The sequence below is a fragment of the Mesorhizobium sp. M0040 genome, from assembly GCF_040323505.1.
Lineage (GTDB): Bacteria > Pseudomonadota > Alphaproteobacteria > Rhizobiales > Rhizobiaceae > Mesorhizobium.
In genome coordinates this window covers 1-22466 of record NZ_JAMYVA010000067.1, presented here as the reverse complement: position 1 = coordinate 22466, position 22466 = coordinate 1, and the positions used below count along the sequence as shown (strand labels likewise).

The 22466-nt window shown below is 58.9% G+C and carries 13 protein-coding genes and 7 pseudogenes; 9 read left to right on the top strand and 11 right to left on the bottom strand.

Annotated elements, in window-relative coordinates; genetic code table 11:
- Window positions 1-899: pseudogene (locus NKJ91_RS30490) on the bottom strand (IS5 family transposase); the annotation flags it as partial.
- 737 nt (window positions 900-1636) lie between these two features.
- Between NKJ91_RS30490 and ectB the strand changes: the two are divergent.
- The 3 genes from ectB (at window position 1637) to NKJ91_RS30475 (ending at window position 4607) form a co-directional block, all read left to right on the top strand.
- Entirely contained in the window at window positions 1637-2896 is a 1260-nt protein-coding gene (gene ectB / locus NKJ91_RS30485; protein WP_352458483.1) for a diaminobutyrate--2-oxoglutarate transaminase, read from the top strand.
- Entirely contained in the window at window positions 2886-3728 is an 843-nt protein-coding gene (locus tag NKJ91_RS30480) for a 2OG-Fe(II)-dependent halogenase WelO5 family protein (protein ID WP_352458482.1), read from the top strand. Before ectB ends, NKJ91_RS30480 begins: the two co-directional genes overlap by 11 nt.
- A 390-nt stretch (window positions 3729-4118) precedes the next feature.
- Window positions 4119-4607, top strand: a complete 489-nt coding sequence (locus NKJ91_RS30475; RefSeq protein WP_352458481.1) for a GNAT family N-acetyltransferase — start codon at window positions 4119-4121, stop codon at window positions 4605-4607.
- Window positions 4608-5501: 894 nt separating this feature from the next.
- On the opposite strand, the gene istB is transcribed toward NKJ91_RS30475, so the two are convergent.
- From istB to NKJ91_RS30455, 5 genes and pseudogenes are all read right to left on the bottom strand, one after another.
- Window positions 5502-6323, bottom strand: coding sequence for an IS21-like element helper ATPase IstB (gene istB / locus NKJ91_RS30470; RefSeq protein WP_352458480.1), 822 nt, complete (start codon window positions 6321-6323; stop codon window positions 5502-5504).
- A gap of 17 nt (window positions 6324-6340) precedes the next feature.
- Window positions 6341-7880, bottom strand: a pseudogene (gene istA / locus NKJ91_RS30465) (IS21 family transposase).
- Window positions 7881-8241: 361 nt separating this feature from the next.
- Window positions 8242-8442, bottom strand: a pseudogene (locus tag NKJ91_RS33935) (transposase); the annotation flags it as partial.
- A 227-nt stretch (window positions 8443-8669) separates the two neighbouring features.
- Entirely contained in the window at window positions 8670-9812 is a 1143-nt protein-coding gene (locus NKJ91_RS30460) for a M24 family metallopeptidase (RefSeq protein WP_352458479.1), read from the bottom strand.
- 406 nt (window positions 9813-10218) lie between these two features.
- Window positions 10219-10570, bottom strand: a pseudogene (locus NKJ91_RS30455) (transposase); the annotation flags it as partial.
- Between the two features lie 286 nt (window positions 10571-10856).
- Between NKJ91_RS30455 and NKJ91_RS30450 the strand changes: the two are divergent.
- On the top strand, window positions 10857-11633 hold the full coding sequence (locus NKJ91_RS30450) for a class I SAM-dependent methyltransferase (protein ID WP_352458478.1): 777 nt from the start codon (window positions 10857-10859) through the stop codon (window positions 11631-11633).
- 444 nt (window positions 11634-12077) lie between these two features.
- On the opposite strand, the pseudogene NKJ91_RS30445 reads toward NKJ91_RS30450, so the two are convergent.
- Window positions 12078-12727 (bottom strand): annotated as a pseudogene (locus NKJ91_RS30445) (biotin/lipoyl-containing protein); the annotation flags it as partial.
- Window positions 12728-13161: 434 nt separating this feature from the next.
- Between NKJ91_RS30445 and NKJ91_RS30440 the strand changes: the two are divergent.
- The 3 genes from NKJ91_RS30440 to NKJ91_RS30430 all read left to right on the top strand — a co-directional run bounded on the left by NKJ91_RS30440 (window position 13162) and on the right by NKJ91_RS30430 (window position 14581).
- Complete coding sequence (locus NKJ91_RS30440) at window positions 13162-13536, top strand: hypothetical protein (RefSeq protein WP_352458477.1); 375 nt, start codon at window positions 13162-13164, stop codon at window positions 13534-13536.
- 41 nt (window positions 13537-13577) lie between these two features.
- A complete protein-coding gene (locus NKJ91_RS30435) occupies window positions 13578-13952 on the top strand; it encodes a hypothetical protein (protein WP_352458476.1) in 375 nt (124 codons plus the stop codon).
- 224 nt (window positions 13953-14176) lie between these two features.
- On the top strand, window positions 14177-14581 hold the full coding sequence (locus tag NKJ91_RS30430) for a phosphoribosylglycinamide synthetase C domain-containing protein (protein WP_352458475.1): 405 nt from the start codon (window positions 14177-14179) through the stop codon (window positions 14579-14581).
- 50 nt (window positions 14582-14631) lie between these two features.
- Here NKJ91_RS30430 and NKJ91_RS30425 read toward each other — a convergent pair whose 3' ends face one another.
- The 4 genes and pseudogenes from NKJ91_RS30425 to NKJ91_RS30410 form a co-directional block, all read right to left on the bottom strand.
- Window positions 14632-14820, bottom strand: a complete 189-nt coding sequence (locus tag NKJ91_RS30425) for a hypothetical protein (RefSeq protein ID WP_352458474.1) — start codon at window positions 14818-14820, stop codon at window positions 14632-14634.
- 526 nt (window positions 14821-15346) lie between these two features.
- Complete coding sequence (locus NKJ91_RS30420) at window positions 15347-16519, bottom strand: IS110 family RNA-guided transposase (protein ID WP_352458473.1); 1173 nt, start codon at window positions 16517-16519, stop codon at window positions 15347-15349.
- A 651-nt stretch (window positions 16520-17170) separates the two neighbouring features.
- A complete protein-coding gene (locus tag NKJ91_RS30415; protein WP_502903650.1) occupies window positions 17171-17866 on the bottom strand; it encodes an OmpW/AlkL family protein in 696 nt (231 codons plus the stop codon).
- Between the two features lie 189 nt (window positions 17867-18055).
- Window positions 18056-20135: pseudogene (locus NKJ91_RS30410) on the bottom strand (prolyl oligopeptidase family serine peptidase).
- A 329-nt stretch (window positions 20136-20464) separates the two neighbouring features.
- Here NKJ91_RS30410 and NKJ91_RS30405 point away from each other — a divergent pair.
- Window positions 20465-20867, top strand: a pseudogene (locus NKJ91_RS30405) (IS21 family transposase); the annotation flags it as partial.
- Between the two features lie 954 nt (window positions 20868-21821).
- Window positions 21822-22124, top strand: a complete 303-nt coding sequence (locus tag NKJ91_RS30400) for a hypothetical protein (protein ID WP_352458472.1) — start codon at window positions 21822-21824, stop codon at window positions 22122-22124.
- Window positions 22125-22466 lie beyond the last annotated feature (342 nt).

Sequence of the window (22466 nt, the reverse complement as noted above, 5' to 3'; positions counted from 1 at the left end):
CGATCGCCGAACGACGGCCGTTCGTGTTCTGCGCTACGTGGGGTGTCACCTTCATCGAGCGCAACTCGTTGACGAAGTCCTCTGCGTCATAGGCCTTGTCGGCGCCGAGCGTGATCGCCCGCGGCCGGTCGGCACGAGGTTCGATCATGTGCAGGGCCGCCACCCGCTCGGCATGTCCGTCGGCCAGCGTCAGACAGGCTTCCACCAGCAGGCCGTGGCGGTTTCGCCATCAACCCATGTCCCATGAAGCACAACCTGGCCTCCTTGCCCCGCCCTTTGCGGTAGAGCCTGGCGTCGGGGTCGGTAGTCGAGGTGTGCGTCTCGTTCGATCGCCTCTCGCCGTGGAAGTCCGCTTCCGCATTGCGTCCGCCGCCGTCTGCCGGCGGTTCGCCATGACCGCCGCTTGGGCCGCCCTTTGGCTTGACGCTCTTCATCGAAGCCCAGGCCTCGATCAGCGTGCCGTCGACCGAGAAGTGATCCGTGGACAGGAGCTTCTTGACTTTGGGCTGCGCCAGCACGGCCGCCACGAACTTCGCCGCGATATCGCCCTCCAGCAGCGGGTCACGGTTTTTGGAGAACACCGAATGGTCCCAGGCTGCGTCGTCGACGCCGATGCCGACGAACCAGCGGAACAGGAGGTCGTATTCCAACCGTTCCATCAAACGCCGCTCCGAGCGGATCGAATAGAACGCCTGCAAAAGCATCGCCCGCAGCAGCTTCTCCGGCGGGATAGATGGCCGTCCGATCGGCGAATATAGCGCCGCGAACTCACGCTCCAGCCTCGACAGCGCTTCAGTCACGATCGTCCTGATCGCCCGCAATGGATGATTGCGCCGAACCCGGACCTCAAGGTCCACGTAGCTGAAAAGTTCGCCAGTTCGATCGTCGCCGCCGCGCACTCGCCACCTCCGAATCCCTTCGGAGCCAGTGAATCATTGCTGCGGTCCGGTGGCGAAGGCCTTTTTCAACAGCCTGATAAAGGCCTCTAACGAGAGCCGGTCCGAGGGGGCGCGGGAAAATGGGCAGGAACTCGCTCGAATCACGCGCTTACGGTGAAGTCTGAACCCACAAACTGCGTTCAGTGGTCGGCTCCCTCCGCCTCTTTCCGAACCGAGCTTGCGCTTTAGGTACGCGCTCGGCTCTCCAGAAGAAATGAGCGTGATGCATCGCCATCCATACGAGACGGAAGTCGTAAAGGAGGGGGACTGGCGAGCATGTGCTGCTTGACCATTCCCTTGCGCCCCAATCCGTCTCGTTAGCCGCGTGCATATGTCAACTACCAGATGCCGTAGTATCGACGCCTGGCCGAAAGCTCTAGAACTGAGTTCGTTTTCAACGCATTGACCGAGAGATATCTGATGCAGAGCAACGTGACGACAGTGGAGGTTCGAAGCGCGTCTGTTTAGTAAATGCGCTGCGGTGCAAGTCCTGTCTCTGTTATTCGACGGAATTAGTTAGGAGCATCCGGTAACTACAGACACGTTTGCCGGAAGCCGCAGACCCGAGTAATTATGTCACTTATTCGATATTCGGAACGAGGCTAAAGAAAAGTTGCCAGAAACACAAACGAACTTTACTCACTCTCTCGTCGAGTACGAAACAATATCATACGAAACCAACATCGGAGGAGCCATAAATGAATACCGACGCGTTCACGGCTCATGAGTCTAACGTTCGTCGCTATGGGCGATCGTTTCCCGCAGTCTTCACGAAGGCCCGTGGAGCGACGATCTGGGACGAGGCCGGCAACCCTTATATCGATTTCCTTGTGGGATCCGGCGCGCTCAACTATGGACATAACAACCCAGATATTATTGCGCCGGCAATAGAATATCTCGTTGGAGAAAACATTCTTCTATCTCTTGACATGTATACTGCTGCAAAGCGTGACTTCATCGAAGCTTTTGTGGAGTCGATCCTGAAGCCGAGGGGTTTTTCCTACAAGATACAGTTTTCGGGGCCGACCGGCACAAGCGCTAATGAAGCGGCTATGGCGCTTGCTCGAAAATATACCGGCCGCTCGAATGTCATGGCCTTCACAAATGCTTTTCATGGGATGTCGCTGGGCTCTCTGGCGGTGTCGGGCGCGGAGTCAACCAGGGAGCTAGGCGGTGTTGCTCGTCACGATGTGATCCGTGTCCCTTACGACAGCTATCCGAACCAAACTTTCGATTCGGCGAATTACATCGACTGCGTGCTGGGCGACCCGGGGAGCGGCATAGAAAAGCCAGCCGCAATCATTCTGGAAACCATTCAGGCAGAAGGCGGCCTGAACACTGCATCTGCAGCTTGGCTTACGGAAATTCAGCGTATTTGCCGTACGCACGGCGTCCTTTTGATCGTCGACGACATTCAGGCAGGTGCGGGTCGAACGGGCGATTTCTTCTCGTTCGAGTTCGCGAAGCTCAAGCCCGACATCGTCTGCCTTTCAAAATCCTTAAGCGGTTCAGGTAGTCCATTCTCCATTGTTCTGATCCGCCCCGAAATAGACATATGGAAACCCGGGGAACATAGCGGGACCTTCAGAGGTAACAATCTCGCGTTCGTGACAGCCAGGGCCATGTGCAAAATGTGGTCCGACAGGCAGTTTACTGCAGACGTCGAACGGACAACTGTCAACCTGCAAAGACACCTCGACCGCCTCGTCGCGAAATTTCCCAAGTTCATCGAACAAAAGCGTGGTCGCGGCCTGATGGCCGGCCTCAAGTGCCGTTCACAGGCTGGTGTCGGCCGTGTGCACGATGTCGCGTTTGAAAACGGCCTGCTGATCGAATCGTCAGGGCCGAATCGCGACGTCATCAAAGTCCTCCCGCCAATAACTATCACCAATGACGAACTCGATCATGGCATCGCCATCCTTGATAGCGCACTACAGGAGCAAGCCGATGACGACTAACCAAGTATCTCAAGCGCCAGCCATCTCCCCTCTTGCAATCAGAGAACGAACCGGCTCGATCAGCACTGCTGAGATCATCTCGGTCCTGAAAGGTGAGATCACTGGTGTGCATATCAAGCAAGGTTTCAGTAGCGAAGTTGCCGAAGAGATCACCGCGAATTTTGTTGGAAATGCCGGTCTTAAGGAGCGCAAAGATGGGGTCCCCGGACAATATGTCGGCGCATCTCACTACAGGAAGGATGCAGTCACGTATTTCGCAGAGTCGGAAAATGCGAGCCCGTTCGTCGACGCCCTTTTCCACAATTTGGTTGATCCGGTCCGCGGGTTATTCGACGCGTTGAAGCGCGAGCTTCACGACCAGGGTATTGATTTGCGGCTGGCCCGTTCGGAACACGGTAAGGCTAATATTTGCCGCGGTCTCAGTTGGTGCGGCAGTGGCACATATTCCTTGGAGCCCCACGACGACGTCGCTCAGGTCTTATGTGCTGGGAACGATTACGAGCTTTCTGCGGTGGCGAAGAACACCGTCGCGGCCCTCAACTTTTATCCCAGCATGGCCGCGGAAGGTGGCAATCTGCGGCTCTGGAGCCATAAGCCGACAGTCGCGGATCGAAAGTCGCAGGGTGTGGAGACTACTGGCTATCCCTATTCACCAGCCTATCTCGCCGCCGTTCCTTATCGCGAGTTCCGGCTCAAGGCGGGGGATATCGCCGTAATTGATGGTGGTTTCATTCACGGGGTCACCGGTCAATCAGGCAACGGAAAACGCCGCCTAGTGCTGAACAGTTTTTTCGGGTTTGCCCGGCCGGATCTTGTTCTCTGGTGGACCTGAAGTTGGAGATTTGCGGCGACTGATCGGCTTCCGCTGGCACTTATGGCGTCAACATCCTTTCCTAACTGCTTCATGCGCCGCAGCGTGGCCCTACAAGGCGCAGCATCCTCCAGTCCACTAGGCTGTTGCTGTTTGGGTCGTGTGTGGGGGACGGCGTGTGCCGTAGTGCCGCTCTCCCGCAGCGGCCAGGCAATCGCCTGGATTCGTAAAGAGGATAATTCGCAGACCGTTGACTCAGCTACACTGACCAAGCGGCACTGAGCGACATCCAAATGTATGGCCGGTCGACAAACGAATAAGAGCGTCTCATGACGATGAGAGGAACTTGGCCCAAGCTCTACACTGGTTTTATGCGCAGTGGTTGCCAAGCATCGATCAGCAGGAGTTCCAATGAGTGTGACCTTAAGACGGGCCGCCGCCGCCGACATCCTGTTCATCATGCGCACCGAGCGGCTGGAAGGATACGAAGCGCTGGTCGGCTGCTGGGAGGAAACCCGGCATATAGCGGCTCTTGAGGATTCGCGTTATGCCTACTTTGTCGCCGTGGCTGACGGAATGCCGCTCGGCTTTGCCATACTGCGCGACTGGGCTTCGCCTGAGCACGCGACGCTTGTAGAGCGCGTTGCTGTTGGCGAGCCGGGCAGGGGAATTGGCACGGCAATGATGCGCGCCGTAGTAGATGCGGCGTTCACCGAGACCGACGTCCACAGGCTCTGGATTTGCTGCTTCCCCGATAATCTCAGAGCGCGGCGCAGCTATGAGGCCATCGGCTTTGTTGCCGAAGGCGTGACGCGCAGCAGCGCGTTCTTCCGCGGCGAGCATCGCGACGAGCTGGTGTTATCTTTACTGAGGCCTGAATGGGATGCTGGGCGCGGGTAGGAAATCGCCTCGCTACAGCTACAGCATGTCCGGGGATGGATGATTATGATCCTGACGCGAGGCGCCGCCGCTGCCGGAACTAAACTGCTGCCGCCGTAGTTGGACCGCAGGTTTGGCCTGAGGAGCTTGCCTGAGAAGATTGGTCTTGAGCCAACCTTTATAGGAGCACCCAGATGATCCAGATTAGCCTTGCCTGCGGATGAAGATCTGACGATCCGCAATTTGTCGCCGGAGACCCAGCGATCTCACGCATCACGCGGCAAAGTTCAGCCGATCTTTTGGCCGATCTTTCGGCGGCCTGAAGCGGCGATCTGGCCGGCTTGCGGTGCGTTTCCCAAGCCTCATCGCCGCTGGCGGTGATCCGTCGTGTTGGAAGGCGAGGGTTTGCGGGTGTCGGGGATATCTGCGTCTATTGTTTAACCGCGAGTTGCGGGATGCAACTGAGGACGATGCGCAGGATGCGCGATCTCCAAGAGCTTGGCGACAGCATTGCGTAGCGTTCCTTCCGACCTTCCCCCGCAGCCGAACCGCTTCTGCGACGGGCAATACGGGGGCATGGCAACTGGTCAGGATGGCGGGGTGTTTGATGGAGGAGGCAACCGGAACCGCTGAGCTTCCTCGGGAGGATGATTGGCTGCTTCTTCGAAAGCGCCTCGCCGATCGCCTATGGATTTGGGCTTGACGTTTTCCGGAATCGCCAGGGCATGAGTTCTTCGATCTGCTCTGCGGCGCGTTGATGACGGCGTCGAGAGTTTCGGCGAGGTAAGCAACGGGAGACGTCGTTGAGCCTGCAGGTGGCCACGACGAGTGAGAGCAGTGCCCAGTTCTCGGCCTCAACTGCGCATTTCGCAAAAACGGGACAGTCGTTCCGCTAAATCGCGGACAGCAGTTTCACTAAGTCGCGGACAGCAGGATGGGGTCGGCGCTCGGTTGCCTGGTTGAAGTCATTTGCGATTGATTTCGCCGTTTTCGGCGCCGGTCAAGGGCGGCGGTGTTTTTTGCTTTCTCATGCCCTTCGAGGGTGACGCGATGGGCGTTGTGGACGATCCGGTCGAGAATGGCGTCGGCGATTGTCGGCTCGCCGATCATGGCATGCCACTGGGCGATCGGCAGTTGCGCGGTGATCAGCGTTGATTTCCGGCGATAGCGTTCCTCGAAGATTTCCAGCAGATCGAGACGCTGCTGGTCGGTCAGGCTGTGGGTGCCCCAGTCGTCAAGGATGAGCAGTTGCACCCGAGCCAGCTTGTCGATGAGACGGGGAAAGCGGCCGTCGAGACGCGCCAGGGCGAGATCTTCGAACAGACGCGGCATGCGCAGGTAGAGCACGGAATGATCGAGCCGGGCGGCCTGACGTCCGAAGGCGCAGGCCAGCCAAGTCTTTCCGGTGCCGGTCTGCCCGGTGATGATGAGGTTTTCATGCGCCTTCAGCCAGGCGCCTTGGGCCAGCGACAGCGTATTGCGCCGGTCGAGCCCGCGATGCGCGGCGAAGTCGATGTTCTCGATGCAGGCGTCGACAAAGCGCAGCCTGGCAACGGCGAGACGGTTGGTCAGACGCTTGTCGGCACGCATGGCGGCTTCACGATCGAGCATCAGGCCGAGCCACTCGTCGCGGCTGAGATCGTCGCCTTTGCTCTGGTCGGCCAGGTCCCGGTAGGCGGCGGCCATTCCGCCAAGGCCGAGAGCCTGCATCTGGTCGAGGGTTGGATGTGTCAGCATGGTTGGTTTCCTTTCCTTCATTGGTAATAGGAGCCGCCGCGGATGTTGGTGTGCGATGGCGTGGGCTTGACCGACTCGGCCGCGGGCGGCACGCGGTCGAGGCCGGATTTGAGGATGGCGTTGACGGAGGAGTAGGTGATCGCATTGATGGTCAGGGCCCGCGCGCAGGCCGCCTCGAGCCGATCCCGCTCGTAGCGACGGGCCAGCGAGAGGATGCCAAACGCGGAGCGGTATCCCTGCTCAGGATAGGGACGGTCGCGCATCATCCGCTCGACCAGCATGGCGGTGTTGGCGCCGATCCCGGCTGCCTGCCGGATCAGGTTCGCCGGCGTCGTGTTGGCATAGCGCTGGTGCGCCTTGGGCATGTGCTCGTTGACGGTGACATGGCCGCAGCGCTGCGAGCGGCGGACATGGCTGGCGACGCGCTTGTGATCATGGAAGAGCTCGACCACCCGGTGGGTGAGCCGCACATCCACGCGCCGCCCGATCAGCGCATGCGACACCGAGTAGAAGGTCCTGTCGATCTCGACATGGTAGTCGGGATGCACCTTGGCCGATTTCCACTCCGCATATTCGAACGGCGCCGGCGGCAGCGGCGCCAGAGCCGACCGCTCGATCTCCTCGAACAGTTCGCGGCGGCTTTTGCCGACATGGCGCATGGGGCGGTGTTGAGATCCTCCAGCAACATCGCGATGGCGGCGTTGAGATCGCCGAGACTGAAGAAGCGCCGGTTGCGCAGCCGGGCCAGGACCCAGCGCTCGACGATCAGCACCGCGCCCTCGACCTTGCCCTTGTCGCGCGGCTTGCGGCTGCGGGTCGGCAGAATCGTCGTGTCGTAATGCTCGGCGATGGCGGCGAAGGTCTGGTTGAGCGTCGGCTCGAACCACAGCGCCTTGGCGACGCCGGCCTTCAGATTGTCGCAGACGATCGCCTTCGTTACCCCGCCGAAGAAGGTGAGTGCCCGGCACTGGCCCTCGATCCAGTCCGGCAGTTTTTGGCTGAAGCTGGCATGGGCAAAGGTGAAGGACGAGGCGCCCAGCACTGCAACGAAGATCTGAGCCTGGCAGATGACGCCAGTATCGGGATCGACAACGGGCACGGTGTGGCCCGCATAGTCGGTCTGCATCACCGCGCCCGCCTCGTGGCGGTTGCGGAACGTTGCGCTCGACCGGCGCTGGAAAGCGCCGAACCGGTCACAAAACCAGGTGTAGCCATAACCATCGGGGTGCGCCGCGCGGTATTCCTGCCACAACAACGTCAGCGTCACGCCCTTGCGCTTCAGCTCGCGCGAGATCATCGCCCAATCGGGCTCGTCCAGATCCTGCGGCGGACGGCCAACCCGGCGAAACAGAAGCCGCTCAAGCAATACGTCATTGTCATAGCCCGGCGGCAGCGGCCAGTCCGAGATGCCAGCCTCACGCGCCCGGGACAGATAGGTCGAAACCTCTTCAGCCGTTCCGACACCGCTCGCACCGAGAGGCCCTGCTCATGCGTCAGGCGCAGAATGGATCGTAGGTCTTTCACTGTCGTTCGTCTCGCTTGCTTCCGTCTTGGCATGGCCCCTCTCAACCCGATGATGAGAGGGCAAAATGCCAGAACGACGCTCCCGAGAACCGACCGTTATCCGCCCCGAAGACTGTCCGGGAATTAGCGGAATCACTGTCCCGTAATTACTGAAATCGCTGTCCGCGAATTAGCGGAATGGGTGTCCGCGAATTTCTGAAACACGCAACTCAACTTCATGGCCAGCAAACAGCATTTCTTCTGGTCAAGCATACTGCAATAGGCAAGATCATATAGGCAAGACCATAGCGGATGTCTTCGGCCAGCTTTGAGCCCGAGGAGATCATCGAAAATTGCCGACTGCAAAGCTCGAACGTTATGGCATCGCGGGCGCGCAGGCCTACATAATCTAAGCCCAGTAGGCGCCGATTGTGCAGGAGGTGCGGTCGGCGATGCGATTTTCAACGACTTGATGTGGTTCTCCTCACCAGTGCCGGCAGTAGACATTCTCGTAGAGCGCCTTGGACTTACAAGTTGGTGACGAAGAAGCGGGTATCGGGACTTTGGGCACATCGACTCGCGCGATGATGCGCTCGACGCGGCTCCATCTGGCGGCGGGACTGTCAGGCCACATCCCGCAACTCGCGACATCAACAATGGGGCGCAGACGTCCCGATACCCGCAAACCCTGGTCTTCCAACACGACGGATCACCGCCAGCGGCTGATAGAACGCACCGCAAGGGCGACCGGGTCGCCGTGCATCAAGCGGGCTAAGACTTACGGTGACGGGCCAGGCCGCCATCCCGCCTTCGCCAACCTGGGCTGCGTTCGCGAGTTTTGGTTCAGATCTCGAAAATGTCCCTTGAAGATCTTGTTAGAAAAATGGCACCAGCCTTTTCGACTACAACGCAGTCGGACAGAAAATGGTCGTTTCGCTCATCGGTTACCCATGTCAAGAGGTGGAATACCATGGATTCGCGAATTTCCATACAGCTCGTCTCATGTAGACTTTGTACCCCTGGACCCCCAGTCCAGGTGGGCGGGAAGGATATACCGACCATGTATCCACAGTGACCAGCTCTGGGTCTGACCTTTGCAGAGTCAAGGCATGCCTTCCAAGCGGAATAGACATCCCGAGCAAGACATCCGGGCTTAAGAGCCGCCAAGGCGGCCAGATGCGCTTGGTGACTCACTTCGCTTAATCGCTTGGCTGCCGCAGATGCGGAACCGATATATCCATACCTGGCCATCGGTGCATGATAGCGGTTTACACAGCCCGACATTTCCAGAAGAAGCGGAGCACCATTTTTGAGAGGCTGGTCGGTCCAGGAAGTATGTGGCTCTGATATCCTGTCACCGGATCTGAGGAATGGTGGAAAGCCCGGAGATTGTCCTCCCGCAGCGATCATCGCGCCGTAAATCTTTGCAGCAACGTTGCTTTCGACCACCCCCTCGCCGGCTACACTCAGGCCAGTAGAAATCATGAGATCCGAAATTGCCGCAGCGCGCTTTATCTGCTCTATTTCGAAGTGCGATTTTACTTCCCGCAGGCTCTCGACTATACCGGATACATCAACGATATTCGCTTTCGGCAGATACGATTGCAGAGGGGTATCGATCTTAACCGTGGCGGCACTGTTTCGCTGAAGCCCGACGCGCGCGCGCTCCCCGGCTAATGAGACTATCTTCGCCGTTATCAGTGCTGCAACGTCATCGGTGTCAGAGTATCCAGAAAATTCAACACCCTTAGTTTGTCGAGAAACCGTAACCGCTTCAATATGGCGTGCCAATAGAATGATCCCGCCATGAATCGACACCAATAGTGCATGCGTAGCAAAGTACCCTTCATAATCAAGGCCTGTGATATAAAAAATATTTTCTGGGCTGGTAAATATAGCTACGTCAATTTTTCTGTCACGGCAAACTTCTCTAACTGCCTTCAGCCGAGTGTCATGCTCAAGACTCTCTGGGGGATATTTATTCATCTGATATAGCTCCCATTGGAGAGGGATTATTCACAGTGGCGGCTGGGCTTTATCTCGTAAAGAAACGCTGACAGCGATAGTGGACCATCTTTTTCCGAGTGCCATTTCGGGCCATGACCTTGCTCACCCTCGCCGAATGTACGGAGGCGTCGTTTGCTCGGTCAAATGCGATGTTGAGATAACCCCGATCTGGCAGCGAGATCGAATGAACAGATTGTTATCAGCTAACCCGTTTGATGCACAGCGATCGGCTTTGGGCCCGTGAAGGGCCATCTGGTCACTGTTCCGATGCTTTTTTGAGCCTCATCGGGCTCCAGCGGTGAGCCGTCGTGATGGAAGGCGGGGGTTTGCGGCTTGCGGTCGGCGGGTTCGCTTTTCGTGGCGTCGACGCCCCGTTATATGTCGCGAGCCGCGGGATGCGATCGAACACGATGCGCAGGATGCGCTGGTCGGGCAGGATGTCGGCAGATGCAAGCGGATCTGGGTCTTCATGTCGACCACCCGCGCGGCGATCTTGATGAGGCGCAGACGCAGCGTGTCGAATTGGGCGACGGCAAAGCTGGAACGCTTCGGCATTGCGGCGCGCAGGCCCCACATCAGCCAGTAGGCACCGGCATGCAGGAACAACCGGAACTGGTTGGCCGTCGCTCTGGTGAGGATGTGCGGTCGGCGGCGAGATGCGTCTTCCACGACTTGATGTGGTTCTCGGCTGTGCCGCGCCGGCAGTAGAGATCCTCGTAGAGCACCTTGGCTTTCCCGCCAGCGCGAGCCTCCTGGCGCTGCCAATGCGGGCATAATGCGGCCACTGGGGGCGTTCGCTGCCGGGCCGATGCAGCACCAGATGCGCTCGATCCAGAACTTGTGCGCGCCCGCCCGCTGGAGGCCGGCGTCAAGCTGGGCTGCCGTCACGCGCCCCCCTTAAAGTCCAATGATTGTTACAAAAATATTTAACATTTACGAAACAAATTCTCAGAAAGTTCTCTTTCAATATGCTAAATCGTGTGCAAAACTCGTTCTAAAAAGAAGTATATGGAAAATAAAAATATGGAAAATGCCATGCATGAAAAAAAATATAGCGATGAGATAGTTAATCCTAATATCGATTCATACTTCGGTGACGATTACATCCACTTCGGAGATGTTATTAATCCGCCGGAAATTAGTGACAGACAAGCCGCAGCAATTTGGGACTTTCTTTCTCTTAGACAAGGCGACCGAGTTCTTGAGCTTGGATGTGGTTATGGGCGGATTGCGAACCGGTTGGCGGAAAAAGGGGCGCAGGTAACCGGTCTTGATATCTCGCCCATCCTGCTAAAAAAAGCCGAAGAGGACGCTATTAAACGCGGAGTAAATGTTGAGTATGTTAAGGCCGACATGCGCTCAATTCCCTGGAGAGATCGTTTCGACGCGGCTTTTCTGTGGTACACGACATTTGGCTATTTCGATGATGCGGACAATGAGAGAGTTCTTTGTGAAACCGCTTCTTCACTGCGAAAGGGTGGACGTCTGCTAATTGATCACCCCAATCGGCTCGACTTCTTGGGTCATAAGTCGCCAGTCTGTCTCGTTGCGCAGCGCAACAACGATGTAAGAATCGATATATTCACTAACGATGTGCTAAGCGATCGCTCGAACCTCGAAAGGATTGTCGTCCGGGATGGATGCGTTAGACGAGCGTACCTTTCTTTCCGCCAGTACGGAGTTTCCGAGTATCTTCGCATGTTGCGAGGAGCGGGGTTCGAGACTATTGAAGCTTACGGTCAGGAAGGTGAAGCGTTTATACCTGCCAGCTCGCGTCTTGTAGTCGTCGCACACAAATAATCTAACGAACGGAAACTTTTATGGACTTGTAAGCCGTAAATTCCGAGTAGTTCGCGAGATCGACCGTCGGTATATTTTTTCTCCAGAGAAATACGAGTGAGCGCTTACCTTGCCTGACAGGGTGCGCGTCTTGAAAGAACGGGTCGAGCGACCGGAGCGTGGTGGACTTTGCCTTCAGGTCTGCGATCTTGGTCACGACATGGGGCGATGAGCTTCTGCCAAGCCTCGGAGGCGGTGTCGATGATGGTGTGGTAGTCGTCGAAGACGCGGTTCGAGAGCCAGTTGATTGATCGACCGCTACGGTAACCCCTACAGGGTCACCAACCTTTGGTATCATATCCAATCTCATTTCCTTTCGCCGTCTGGCGGCACGGTTTCTTTCCATTGATTGGCCGTTCCAACCAGCGTCCTGTCGAGTGGCCAGCTTGGCGTCAGCCGTCCGCTTCAGTCGATCGTTGCTAGTTCCGCGCCGAGACTGACCGCCTTGCCAGCGTCGACCTTACGCAATTTCGGCCAGGCTTGGCGGCAGGGATGCCGGTTTCCATCTTCATGGCATCGATGAGCCCCGCGGCCTTACCCTCGGCGACCTCCGCCCCATGCTCGACCATCCATTGCTGAAGCGTGTCGGGTATCGGCACCGTCACCGCTCCTGGCATGCCGGGGGGTGCGCGGGCAAATGGCCACCGGGCGGAAAGACCGGAAAACATGGTGAAGACGCGAAAGTCTTCCTCCGCCGTGAAGTCTCGCTCCACCAGCACCGCGTTGAAGCGGATGTTTGCGCCGATCGGGATCAGGCCGGCGAGATCAAGATGGTGACGTGCAACGACGCCGATCACCGGATAGCCCTAGTCAACGGATGGTCGGCGAGGAACAGAACCGGCTGGCCGCTATGCGGCACCTGGAGTAAGCGGAGCCCAGTACCTTCCGAAGGCGGTTTAGCCGCACTGCGTCTTTCCAGCGGCTCTGCCCCGGCAAGCCGCATTCCGACCCGGCTCAATTCCGCAGTACCTGCCATTCCTGCTCAAGGAGCGTTTCGAGGCCCTTGACGGTAGCCAGTCCGTGCGCGGGCCGAGCACCACGTCCAGCGTCAAGGAGCAAGAGTCACATCGAATGGACAGTGTCACGGCAGAGACGTGCATCCAGCGGACATCGGTATGGTGTTTCAACCCTTCAATCTCTTCCCGCATATGAGCGTCATCGACAACCTGGCACGGGTCCTCGAGAAGGTATGAAGAAGGCCGAAGCCGAGGCGCGCTCGCAAAGGGATTTCTGGGTAATTGAAATGCCCGCCGAGGGCCGAACTCGATACCACGCTCGAACCTTCGAAGACCTCGTCCAGTGACAGCACGACTGCATTGGCGTGGGCACCTGCAGACAATCGTGCGATGAAGATTTAGGGACCAGCTTACATCGGGCTCTGCATCGGCGAATCATAAAGTCAACAATTGGGTAGTATTACGAGCCGATGGAATGGCGCATGAGTATTATGCCTTCCCAGGAGTATTGATGCCCTCCCCGGAAGGTCAATGTGAGGCGTCACCATCGACGTGAGAGAGCCTTATCGTCGGACAACAGCGGAGTGAGTCATGACGAAACCCAGCCGCAATGTACTGCTCATCGTTCGACCGGGAGGGGGCACGCTCTGGCCGATCTCTTCCAGCGAACGGACCCGACCGTGCAGGTTTTCTACGGGCCGGGAAACTCGTCTGTTGTGGACGAGCGTATCTGCACTGTGTCAGAGATTTCGCTAGTGGATCCTGCATCGGCGGTGCGATTTTGCCAGACCCGTTCGATAGACTTCGTCTTTGTCTCCCACGTCGAAGCGCTCTCCGCCGGCTATGTAGACTTTTTGAAGGCCAGTGGGATCGCGACAATCGGCCCATCGTGGTGCAACTCGACTTGAGGTGAGCAAGGCGTTCACGAAGGTGCTCCTGAAGAGGTATGGTGTTAGTATGGCTCGATTTGAGGCTCTTTGACCAACCCGAACTTGCCAAGCAATATATTCACACGCTCGACTATGAGGTTGGGGTAAAGGGCGACGGACTGTACGAGGACAACGGCGTCTATGTCTGCGATGACCAGGCGTCGGCGCTGCAAGCCGTTGACAATCTTATGCTCGAGCGGACGCATAAGGACGCCGGAGACCGCGTTATGGTTGAGGAGCGTCTGTCCGGGCCAGAGATATCAATCTTCGCTCTCTTCGACGGGAAGGAATTCCTGCTTTTTCCGGCCGCTCTCGACTATAAGCGCTCCGATGACGGCAACAAAGGCATTAATAGCCATGGTATGGGCTCTCGCGGCCAGGGCGCTCTACCGTGAATACGCGCCGAGATCCTGCAGCCGTTACGAGCTGCAATTCTGGGAGAAGGCCTGGACTATACAGGCTTCATCTATGTCGGCGCCATGCTATGCATGATGGTATCAAGGTCCTTGAGATCAATGTCCGCTTTGGCGACTCGGAGGCTGAGGTCGTCCTGCCCAAGGTGAAGGTGTGCTCAGGGGAGCCTTGGCTCTATGTCCGTGGAGACAGACGATAAATCCTATTGCAATGTAATGGCCGTACAAGGAGCGACGGTGCGATTGGAAAAAGAGGGCCGCGAGATCAGCTACCCAGGCTGGCCATATGGAGATTTTCAGGTCGGCTTCCCCATTCTGGACTTCAAACACTGGACCGCCGCAATTGCCGCCTGTTCCTTGCCAATGTCCGTCGCGATGCCGAGAATCGTCTCGTTTCGGCTGGCGGTCGAGTGCTGCACGTCACGGGCATCGGCAAAAATTATGCGCAAGCCGTCCACCATGCCTCTGCGAATATCGAGAAGATACACTTCGAAAGAATTTCCAACCGCTCCGACATTGGCGTGATCTACGACCTTGATGCGTTGCGGCACCCACGCGGGACTCTGCCCAGGCAGGGAATGGGCCAAATTCGTCGCCAAGACGCTGGCTGAGAATCGTAACCATCCGGTCAGCCTTCCGATTACCCACATCGTCCGCAGGCCTATTGCCCCCATGAATCTGCTGTTCTGAATAGATCCGGAAGCAGGGACGAACCGCGGTTGATGAGACTCGACCAGAAGGTTTCCAGGCATTTCATGCTGGCAGGAGCGCCCGCGCGCCTGATGACGCGCACCAGGTGCTCGTGAACCGAGCCCGCTTTCTTCGGCAAGCTCAGGCGGTTCTCGGCCATTCGGCTTCGCCCCTTGGCGCGGGCAGCCCTTCGGGCTGAGACGGCCGCCGCCCTTGCGGGCGGCGCGGTTTGTCTGTTGGCCTTTCCCGGTGGCGCGGGGTGGGCGGCACTCCCTTCTAGGCCCGCCGCGGCAGCCCGCAACCCTTCGCGTGCCGCTCAGGGTCCTCCTCTTCGTTCCGGTCCTTCGGATGCGGTCCGCCTACCACGGCGGGCCTTTCCGGTCGCGACTCGCCGCCCACCCCGCTCACATGGGGACTTTGTCGTCAAGGCTGTCTTCGCATATCAACCTCAATGCGTTGTGATCCAAGGTCCGAGCCTGTCATCTTGGCGGTGACAACACCGGTCCAAACTCACATACGGTCGCTGCTCTGCGGCAGCTGCACCAACATCCCGCTTTCGTCGGTAAGGCTCAGGGGAACGCGACCAATCTTCCGGACGGCATTTTAGGCCAAGTGGGGTGGAAGGTTCGTTCGCCCAGGATCAGCCGGGAGCGATCAATCCCGGCGGATGGAGAAGAGTGCGTTGATCATGCTGGCTTCATAACAGCGCCCTCAATGACAGCACCATGATGAACGTACTTCCACAGCGCGATCAGAAGTTTTCGCGCGAGCGCAATGATGGCCGGCTTGCGGCGCCTGCCGCCGTCGATCGCGACTCGCTCCTGGAACCATTGTGCCAAAGCGGATCGAGGTTGATGCAAAAGCCAGAACCACGACAATTGCACCATCACCGTCCTCAGCCTCGGATTGCCCGCCTTCGATACGCCCTGTTCCCGGCTGATCGATCCGCTTTGCCACGGTGTCGGTGTCAGACCGGCATAGGAGGCAAGCTGCCTTCGATTCGCAAATTCGCGATACAGACCCTCGGACCAAAGCACCTCGGCAAAGTCCGCTCCCACGCCGCGCAGTTGCTTGAGCATCGACATTCCATTGGCGACTTTTGAAGGCTCGCATTCTTTGCGAGCCGCTTCGTCGCGCGCTGCCTCCACGTCCTTGATTTGCCGAAGCACGAGCTCGATCCGGTCCAGTGCATGGACAATCTCCGCTTTGAGATTCGACGGTAGTTCACGACCGTCTCCGGTCCTGAGTTCTTCCAGTCGGGTGCGCCGGTTCCGCTTCAGCGGCTCAAATCCAACGATGCCCTGTGAGAACAAGAGCCCCTTGATCCGGTTCACAATCTTGATCCGCTCCGCGATGAGAGCGCGTCGCTCACGGCTGTTGCGCTTTCGGTCCTCTTGCTCGGGCGATGGCGGAACGACCATGGCGCATACCCGCGGCTCGCCGCGCTTGTAGGCAAGCAGGGCGCGAAGGAGGATCTCGCCGTCCAGCTTGTCTGTCTTCGCCCGGCGTTTCCTGCGTGACGTGGCGATGGATGCCGCATCAACAACATGGCTTTCGATGCCATCACGCTCAAGGATCCGATGTATCCAGAAGCCGTCCAGGCCAGCCTCCTGGACTGCGATCACCGGCACGTCACGGCCCGTTCTGCGCCGAACTGTCGCCTTCAGCTGGCGGACAAGGTCCAACAAGCCGGCCGTATCGCCTGCTTTGACGACGCGCTTTGACATCTTCTCTCCGTTGCACGGCAACAAGCTTGTCACCAACCAGGTCGAGCGACTGAGTTCCAGGGACAGGAAGATAGCACCGAGCGTCGTATGGACCGCACCGGTTTCATTCTCAGTCGCGTTTTCAGTCTTCATGTGTCTGGTTCCTTCAAGTTCTTCACGAGCAATGTGCCGGTCAAAGCGAGTTGATCGCAGCTGCGGTCATCGCTTCGCGATGCGGTTTGATTGTTGCCTGCCCCCGTTTCGCGGGGTGGGCGACGCTCCTTTCTAGGCCCGCTGCGGCAGGCCGCAATGTTCGCTCCGCTCACATCCTCCACTCCGTTCCGGCCCTTCGGGTGCAGCCTGCCTCGTTCAGCGAGCCAAGCCAGTCGCGTTCTGCCGCCCACCCCACTCACGGGGCAGGCACGCGAGATCGGGATCGAGCGCTGCCTCCACCACCCATGGGATCTTCCGGGGAAAGGCGCGGCGATTGGCGAGCGGAGGATGAGACGATGCATGCAAACAGCAAGCGTTCCGCCAGCACAGAGGCTGGCGCAGGCAAGGGCGGGCGCCCCAGCGCCAGCCTTTATCAGGAGATCACCGAAGCGCATCTAAGCACGTCCATTTCAGGCGTTAGTCGAGGCCGCATTGACCAGGGGTACCTTCTTGGTCCGCTGGAGGAGGGCGGCCGCCTGTCGACAACGGCTTCTTCAAGTGTCGCCCGTGCAGGGACGGCCGTAAAAAAGGGCGCACGAAGGTGCCCTTCATTTCCGATCGGCTATCAGCAGCCGCCTTCACCTTTCGTTGTTAGAAGCGGTAGGTGACACCTGCGCCTATCAACCAGGGATCGAGCTCCGCCTTTCCCGTCAGCTTCGCGCCGTCGACCGTGACGTCGAAGTCTGGCTTGAGGAAAAGCTTCTTCACGTCGAAGTTGACGCCCCAGTGCTGATCCACCATGTAGTCGAATCCGACCTGCAGCGCGGTGCCGAACGTATTCTTAACCTTGAGAGCATCGGCACTGCCGGCACCTTGGTTATAGACGATCGTGTAGTTCACGCCGGCGCCTACATAGGGCTTGAACGCGCCGAAATCGGTAAAATGATACTGCAATGTGAGCGTGGGCGGCAGCAGCCAAACCTTGCCGATATTGCCGAGCGCGCCGATCGCTCCTTGGCCCTCGATGTTGGCATAGGTGGTGCCGAGGATAAGCTCGGCGGCGATGTTGTCCGTGAAGAAATAGGAGATATCGAGTTCCGGCGTCACGGTGTTCGAATACGAAAGATCGGAGCCGGGCACTGCATTGACGTAGCCCGAATCCTCAGTGACGACCCCCAACGCACGCAGGCGGATCTGCCAAGGGCTTGGCGCTTCCGTGACCGAGGCTCCTGCCTGCGGGACGCTCGCGGCTTGCGCAGGCTCCGCCGCGATGGCCTGCTGTCCGACCACCATGAGGATGACGGCCGCTGTTACTCCCCGCGCCACGCCAATTCGCTTTCTCGCCATGATATTCTCTCCTTGCTCTTTAGAAATGATGCACTGAACTACGAAAAGTCTTGCTCGAATTGCGTGAAATTGGCGGAGCGCTCATGCGCAGTTTGCGTGGGACCGCGCACACATTATTCGCGCCGTGCTCGCAATCATCAACCTGTACTCACTGATTGAAACGTTGCTCTTTGTCTGGGTCCCGCCCACCTATCGAACGCCATCGGCTTGCCAGCCGATCGCACTGCCAAGGAAATTGGTGCCCAAGGCAATGAATGCGGCCCGCTCCCGATTGTTCTTGCAGTAGCCGTGCCCGCCCGCGCCGGGCTTCATAGAAGTAAGCGGGATAGCCAAGAGCCTGCAGCTTTGCGGCCATCTTACGCGCACGGCCCGGGTGGATGCGGTCGTCCCGCTTCGTGGTGGCGAGCAGGATCGGCGGATAGGGTTGTCCCGGCGTTGCGGCGCGATAGGCGGAGATTTCCTTTAGGAAAATCCATTCCTCCGGCTTGTCGGGATCGCCATCAATCCAGCTCGCGCCCACCAAAAGCTTGGTGTAGCGGCGCATGTCGACAAGCGGCATTTTGCAGAACAGCGCGCCGCAACGCTCTGGATAGCGGGTAAGCATATTGGCGATCAGAAGGCCGCCATTTGAGCCGCCCTCGGCGGCAATTCGCCTCGGCAGCGTAATGCCCCTTCGCACGGCGGCAACTGCGGCGAAATCGTCATGGGCGAGACGCTTGCCCTCCCTGCGCCCCGCCTCGTGCCAACGGGTGCCGAACTCTCCGCCAACCCGGATGTAGGCCACCACGCACGTGCCGCCGCGTTCGAGCCACAGCTTGCCGAGCGAGGAGTTGTAGTGGGGCAGGCGCGATAGGCCGAACCCGCCGTAGGCGGTGAGGTGAACCGGGGCATTCCCGTTCCCGTCCGCCGGGCCGATCTGCGTATAGGGGATCATCTCACCATCGGTCGAGACTGCCTCGTGGCGCGTGACCACCAGCCCGGGTGCGTCGAAATTCTCCGGGTTGCGCTTCAGGATTACTGGAGCGCCGAGAGGCGCCGCGGCATTGAGATCTAATAGGAGAAGCTTCCCCGGCGTGATCGGGTCCTGAGCCGAAATGAGGACCTCTCCATCGGTCTCGTGACGTTCCGCATCGAGCGACCCGAGGTGAACAGCCCCTTCGGTGGGCACGGTATCCAGCGCTCGGCGCGTCCATTCCTGGCGGTCGGGGGTGAACATCTCGAAACGCGGGTCGAGGTTGACGAGGTAGGAGATAACGAGCTTCTCGTTATTCCAGAAGAATGACTGCAGGGAGCGCCTGTCGCCTGGTTCAAAGAGGATGGCAAAACTGCGCTCGCCGGCGATGAAGGAGGAAAGCGAGATGCCGATCAGCGCGTCCGCGGCATGGGTCATCCCTTCCACTGTCCATGGCTTGCCCGGCTTTACCGCCAGCCAGTCGCCGAAGCCGCCCCACGAGGCGTCCCGAGGAAGGTGGATCCGCATCTTCGGTCCGCTCCTGTCGCCAATTCGGCCGATCTTCTCAAAGAAGGTCGACTGCCCGATGAACCAGAGGCGCTCGCTCTCGGCGGTGCGGTCCAGACGGCCGGACACGCCGAGGGATTCGGAACCGATCTCGAAGATTACCGGCGCGGTGAGCGGATCCGCGCCACGCTTCCACAGCCGCACGGTGCGCGCGTAGCCGGAGCGGGTGGCCATGCCATCACCAAGCGCACTGGAAAGCAGAAGCGTGTCAGGGTCGAGGCAATTAACCCCGCCCTTGGCCTCCGCGCGGTTGGAACCGTCGGCGACGAAGCTAAGAGACCCCAGATCGAATTCGCGACGCACGACCGCGTCGCTGCCGCCGCGCGACAGGCGCAGAACGGCTCTTTCCCGTCTCTCCGGCCCAAGGGACGCGCCACGCCAGATCCAGTCCTCTCCGTCGCTAGCGGCGAGGGCGTCCAGATCGAGCAGTAGCTCCCACTGGGGATCCACTTTCATGTAGGCGCCAAGGGTGGTCCGGCGCCACAGTCCGCGCGGATTTTCGGCATCTTTCCAGAAATTGTAGAGGTACTGGCCGCGGCGCCTGCTCAAGGGGATCTTGTCAGGACGATCGAAATTCGCTGTCAGGGCGTCATGGTCCCGCTCGATTTGCGTTCCACCGAAGTGCTCCAGGGTCCTCGCCGACTGGCTGGCGGCCCAGTCAAGTGCCCGTTCGCCTTCTACATCTTCGAGCCAAAGATAGGGATCCTCGTCGGGAGCATTCAGCGTTGGAGGGACATCGAATGCGGTCATGTCCGGATAACCGAAGAGTGATGTCGCCCGGAAAAACAGGCGCAAAGTCTTCCGTCGGCCCGGCAAAGCTCGGTTTTCGCGGCTGCGACCGCATGTTCGGCGCGCATGATCATGGAATGATTTCTCCTCTGTCCGTGCCGCAGCGCGTTTTGCGGACTGCGTTGCAGGTGTCGTGCCAAATGAGAAAACCGTTTTAAACAATGGGATCACCCTGCCAGCGCTGTGTCTCATGTTCGACATCGTCGAAGATCCGACAACGAATGCAGCCGTGACCGCCTGATAGCACGTCATGTGCGAGCTCGAGGATACCCGTGCAAAGCTCAAACACGGAAGCCAACAAGCCGCGCAAGCAGAAGCGCATGGTCAAGCAGCTGCATGCCGATCTGAGGAGCCTCGGCCACGACGGGTCGTGTGGGCGGGTGGCAGCCTTTGCGCCGGCCTGGAAAAGGGATCGCCAGCATCAGCAGCAGACGAGTGGCAGGGGCATATTCGTGCCGCTGGCCTTTGAGCCCGGCGAGGTCTTTCAATTCGATTGGAGCGGGGACTGGGCGATCATCGGCGGTGACCGCACAAAGCTTCCGATGGCGCACTTCAAGCTCGGCTACAGCCGTGCCTCATCGTGCGGGCCTATCTGCTGCAGACGCATGAGTGGTGTTGGCATGCCCACAACCATGCGTTCCGGGTCCTGGGGGCTTGCCGCGGCGGGGCATCTGCGACTACGTGCACGTGGCTGGGCACGTAATCGCAGTTTTGTGTCCCCGACGGTTATGTGCCCCGCAGCTGTTGATCCAGCGTTTTCGACGACATCGGGGCACATAACGATCAGAGACCGGGGAGCCATTCGAGCAGTTTTGGGCTCGCTCTGCCAGATTGGTCTTTGGGGAGGTCCCACCGAGGAAGTTGAAGGCACCTGACAGGCCTCAAGCGCCTCCTGCTTTATCCTGATGTTGATCTCGGCATATCGGCTGATCGTATCAGGGCTGACGTGCCCAAGCCAACCTCTTATACGTGCCAACCTCTTATGACGTTGACGTCGACACCGGTTCGAGTAGATGCACGGTCGTCGTGTGTCTCCAAACATGCAGAGAAATGGACCTCTGTCCGTTGCCGATGCGAATGTCCGAACCATGACGTCGCACGAGCTTGTACAGGCCGAAGCGCGGCAGCGGCTTGCCGACATTGCTGAGGAAGACCGGACTTGCCGGCGTGGCGGGCGGGCGTCGGTCTCTCAATATCTCGCCGAGCAGGCGGGCGGTCTCGGACCACAGTGGGCAGGTCCGCCACTTATCGCCGTTGCCGTGCAGGTCCACCCGCGGCGAGCAGGTCAAAACCAGCTGATAGTCAGTCCGATGACTTCCGTTGCGCCAGCGCCGGTATTACAAGGAACATGAGCAGGTCATCGCGCGAGACCGTCCGACAAGCGCGGCACAACGGTATCGGCGGATGTAGGACTGCTTGGCGAACTGCGGGCAGGGAAGGGTTCTTCGCTGGCGCTAAAGCTCGTGAAGAGCGGGAAACAGCTCATAAAGCAACCGCGGCGATCGATCCAAATGTTATGCGGACTGCCGAGTTCGAGAGCCGGCCGGAACAATCCTGTCGTCCCGAGGTTGAAAAGCAGATGAAGGCTGATGCGGCGAAGGTAAGGGATGTTTCGGATCGGGCGAAAGCTGCGCTCGGAAAATCGCAATGGCCAAGGATGATCGCGAGCGGGCCGAAGCATTCAAGGTGGTGTCAGCCGATCACCAGGTCAGTCGCGAGATCGCCACCTTCAGGAAATCGCTCAAGGCACGCTTTGGCGAGGAAGGCGCCCGCAATATTGCTCGAGCGGCAGCATCCACTAAGCCTTTCGAACATCAGTCGGTGCCGAAATCCGAACAGGGCAGGTTGGATGGGCCGCGGCTCTCTATTCTGCAGGCCAATCTGGTGAAGTCGGGTTTAAGCAACAGGCCGAAACTGAGCGTCTTGCAACGCGCGAATCTCAGTCGATAGGGCTGAAATGCGTCGGACAGTAGCTGATGCTGTCACGGCGTTTCCAAAACAGCTAGAGCATCGGACTTTCGTGTTAGTCCATAGGTGACGCGTACCTCGCTTGTCGCTTGGTTGAGATACGGGTTTTGGCGCATGGGATCGGCTTCAGCCGGCGCCCGGAGCGATCCGGCAAGCGATTTGAAAAAGTGCTTTAGGCGCTGACCGATACCTGGCCCAATCTACCTGATGAGGCTCGCGCGGGTCGCGTCCCTACAGGTGGTGTAGCTCGGCGGTAGCGAAGCCGCTCGCGAGCGCGCCCTCGATAGCGCTGTAGCGAGCGAGCGGCTTTGCGGTGGTCATCGA

Bases quoted from the DNA above. Each gene is read 5' to 3' on its own strand.
- NKJ91_RS30425 (WP_352458474.1), bottom strand. From the start codon at position 14,820: ATGGCCGAGAACCGCCTGAGCTTGCCGAAGAAAGCGGGCTCGGTTCAC.
- NKJ91_RS30420 (WP_352458473.1), bottom strand. From the start codon at position 16,519: ATGAAGACTGAAAACGCGACTGAGAATGAAACCGGTGCGGTCCATACG.
- NKJ91_RS30475 (WP_352458481.1), top strand. From the start codon at position 4,119: ATGAGTGTGACCTTAAGACGGGCCGCCGCCGCCGACATCCTGTTCATC.
- NKJ91_RS30450 (WP_352458478.1), top strand. From the start codon at position 10,857: ATGGAAAATGCCATGCATGAAAAAAAATATAGCGATGAGATAGTTAAT.
- NKJ91_RS30415 (WP_502903650.1), bottom strand. From the start codon at position 17,866: ATGGCGAGAAAGCGAATTGGCGTGGCGCGGGGAGTAACAGCGGCCGTC.
- NKJ91_RS30480 (WP_352458482.1), top strand. From the start codon at position 2,886: ATGACGACTAACCAAGTATCTCAAGCGCCAGCCATCTCCCCTCTTGCA.
- ectB (WP_352458483.1), top strand. From the start codon at position 1,637: ATGAATACCGACGCGTTCACGGCTCATGAGTCTAACGTTCGTCGCTAT.
- NKJ91_RS30460 (WP_352458479.1), bottom strand. From the start codon at position 9,812: ATGAATAAATATCCCCCAGAGAGTCTTGAGCATGACACTCGGCTGAAG.
- istB (WP_352458480.1), bottom strand. From the start codon at position 6,323: ATGCTGACACATCCAACCCTCGACCAGATGCAGGCTCTCGGCCTTGGC.
- NKJ91_RS30400 (WP_352458472.1), top strand. From the start codon at position 21,822: ATGGCCAAGGATGATCGCGAGCGGGCCGAAGCATTCAAGGTGGTGTCA.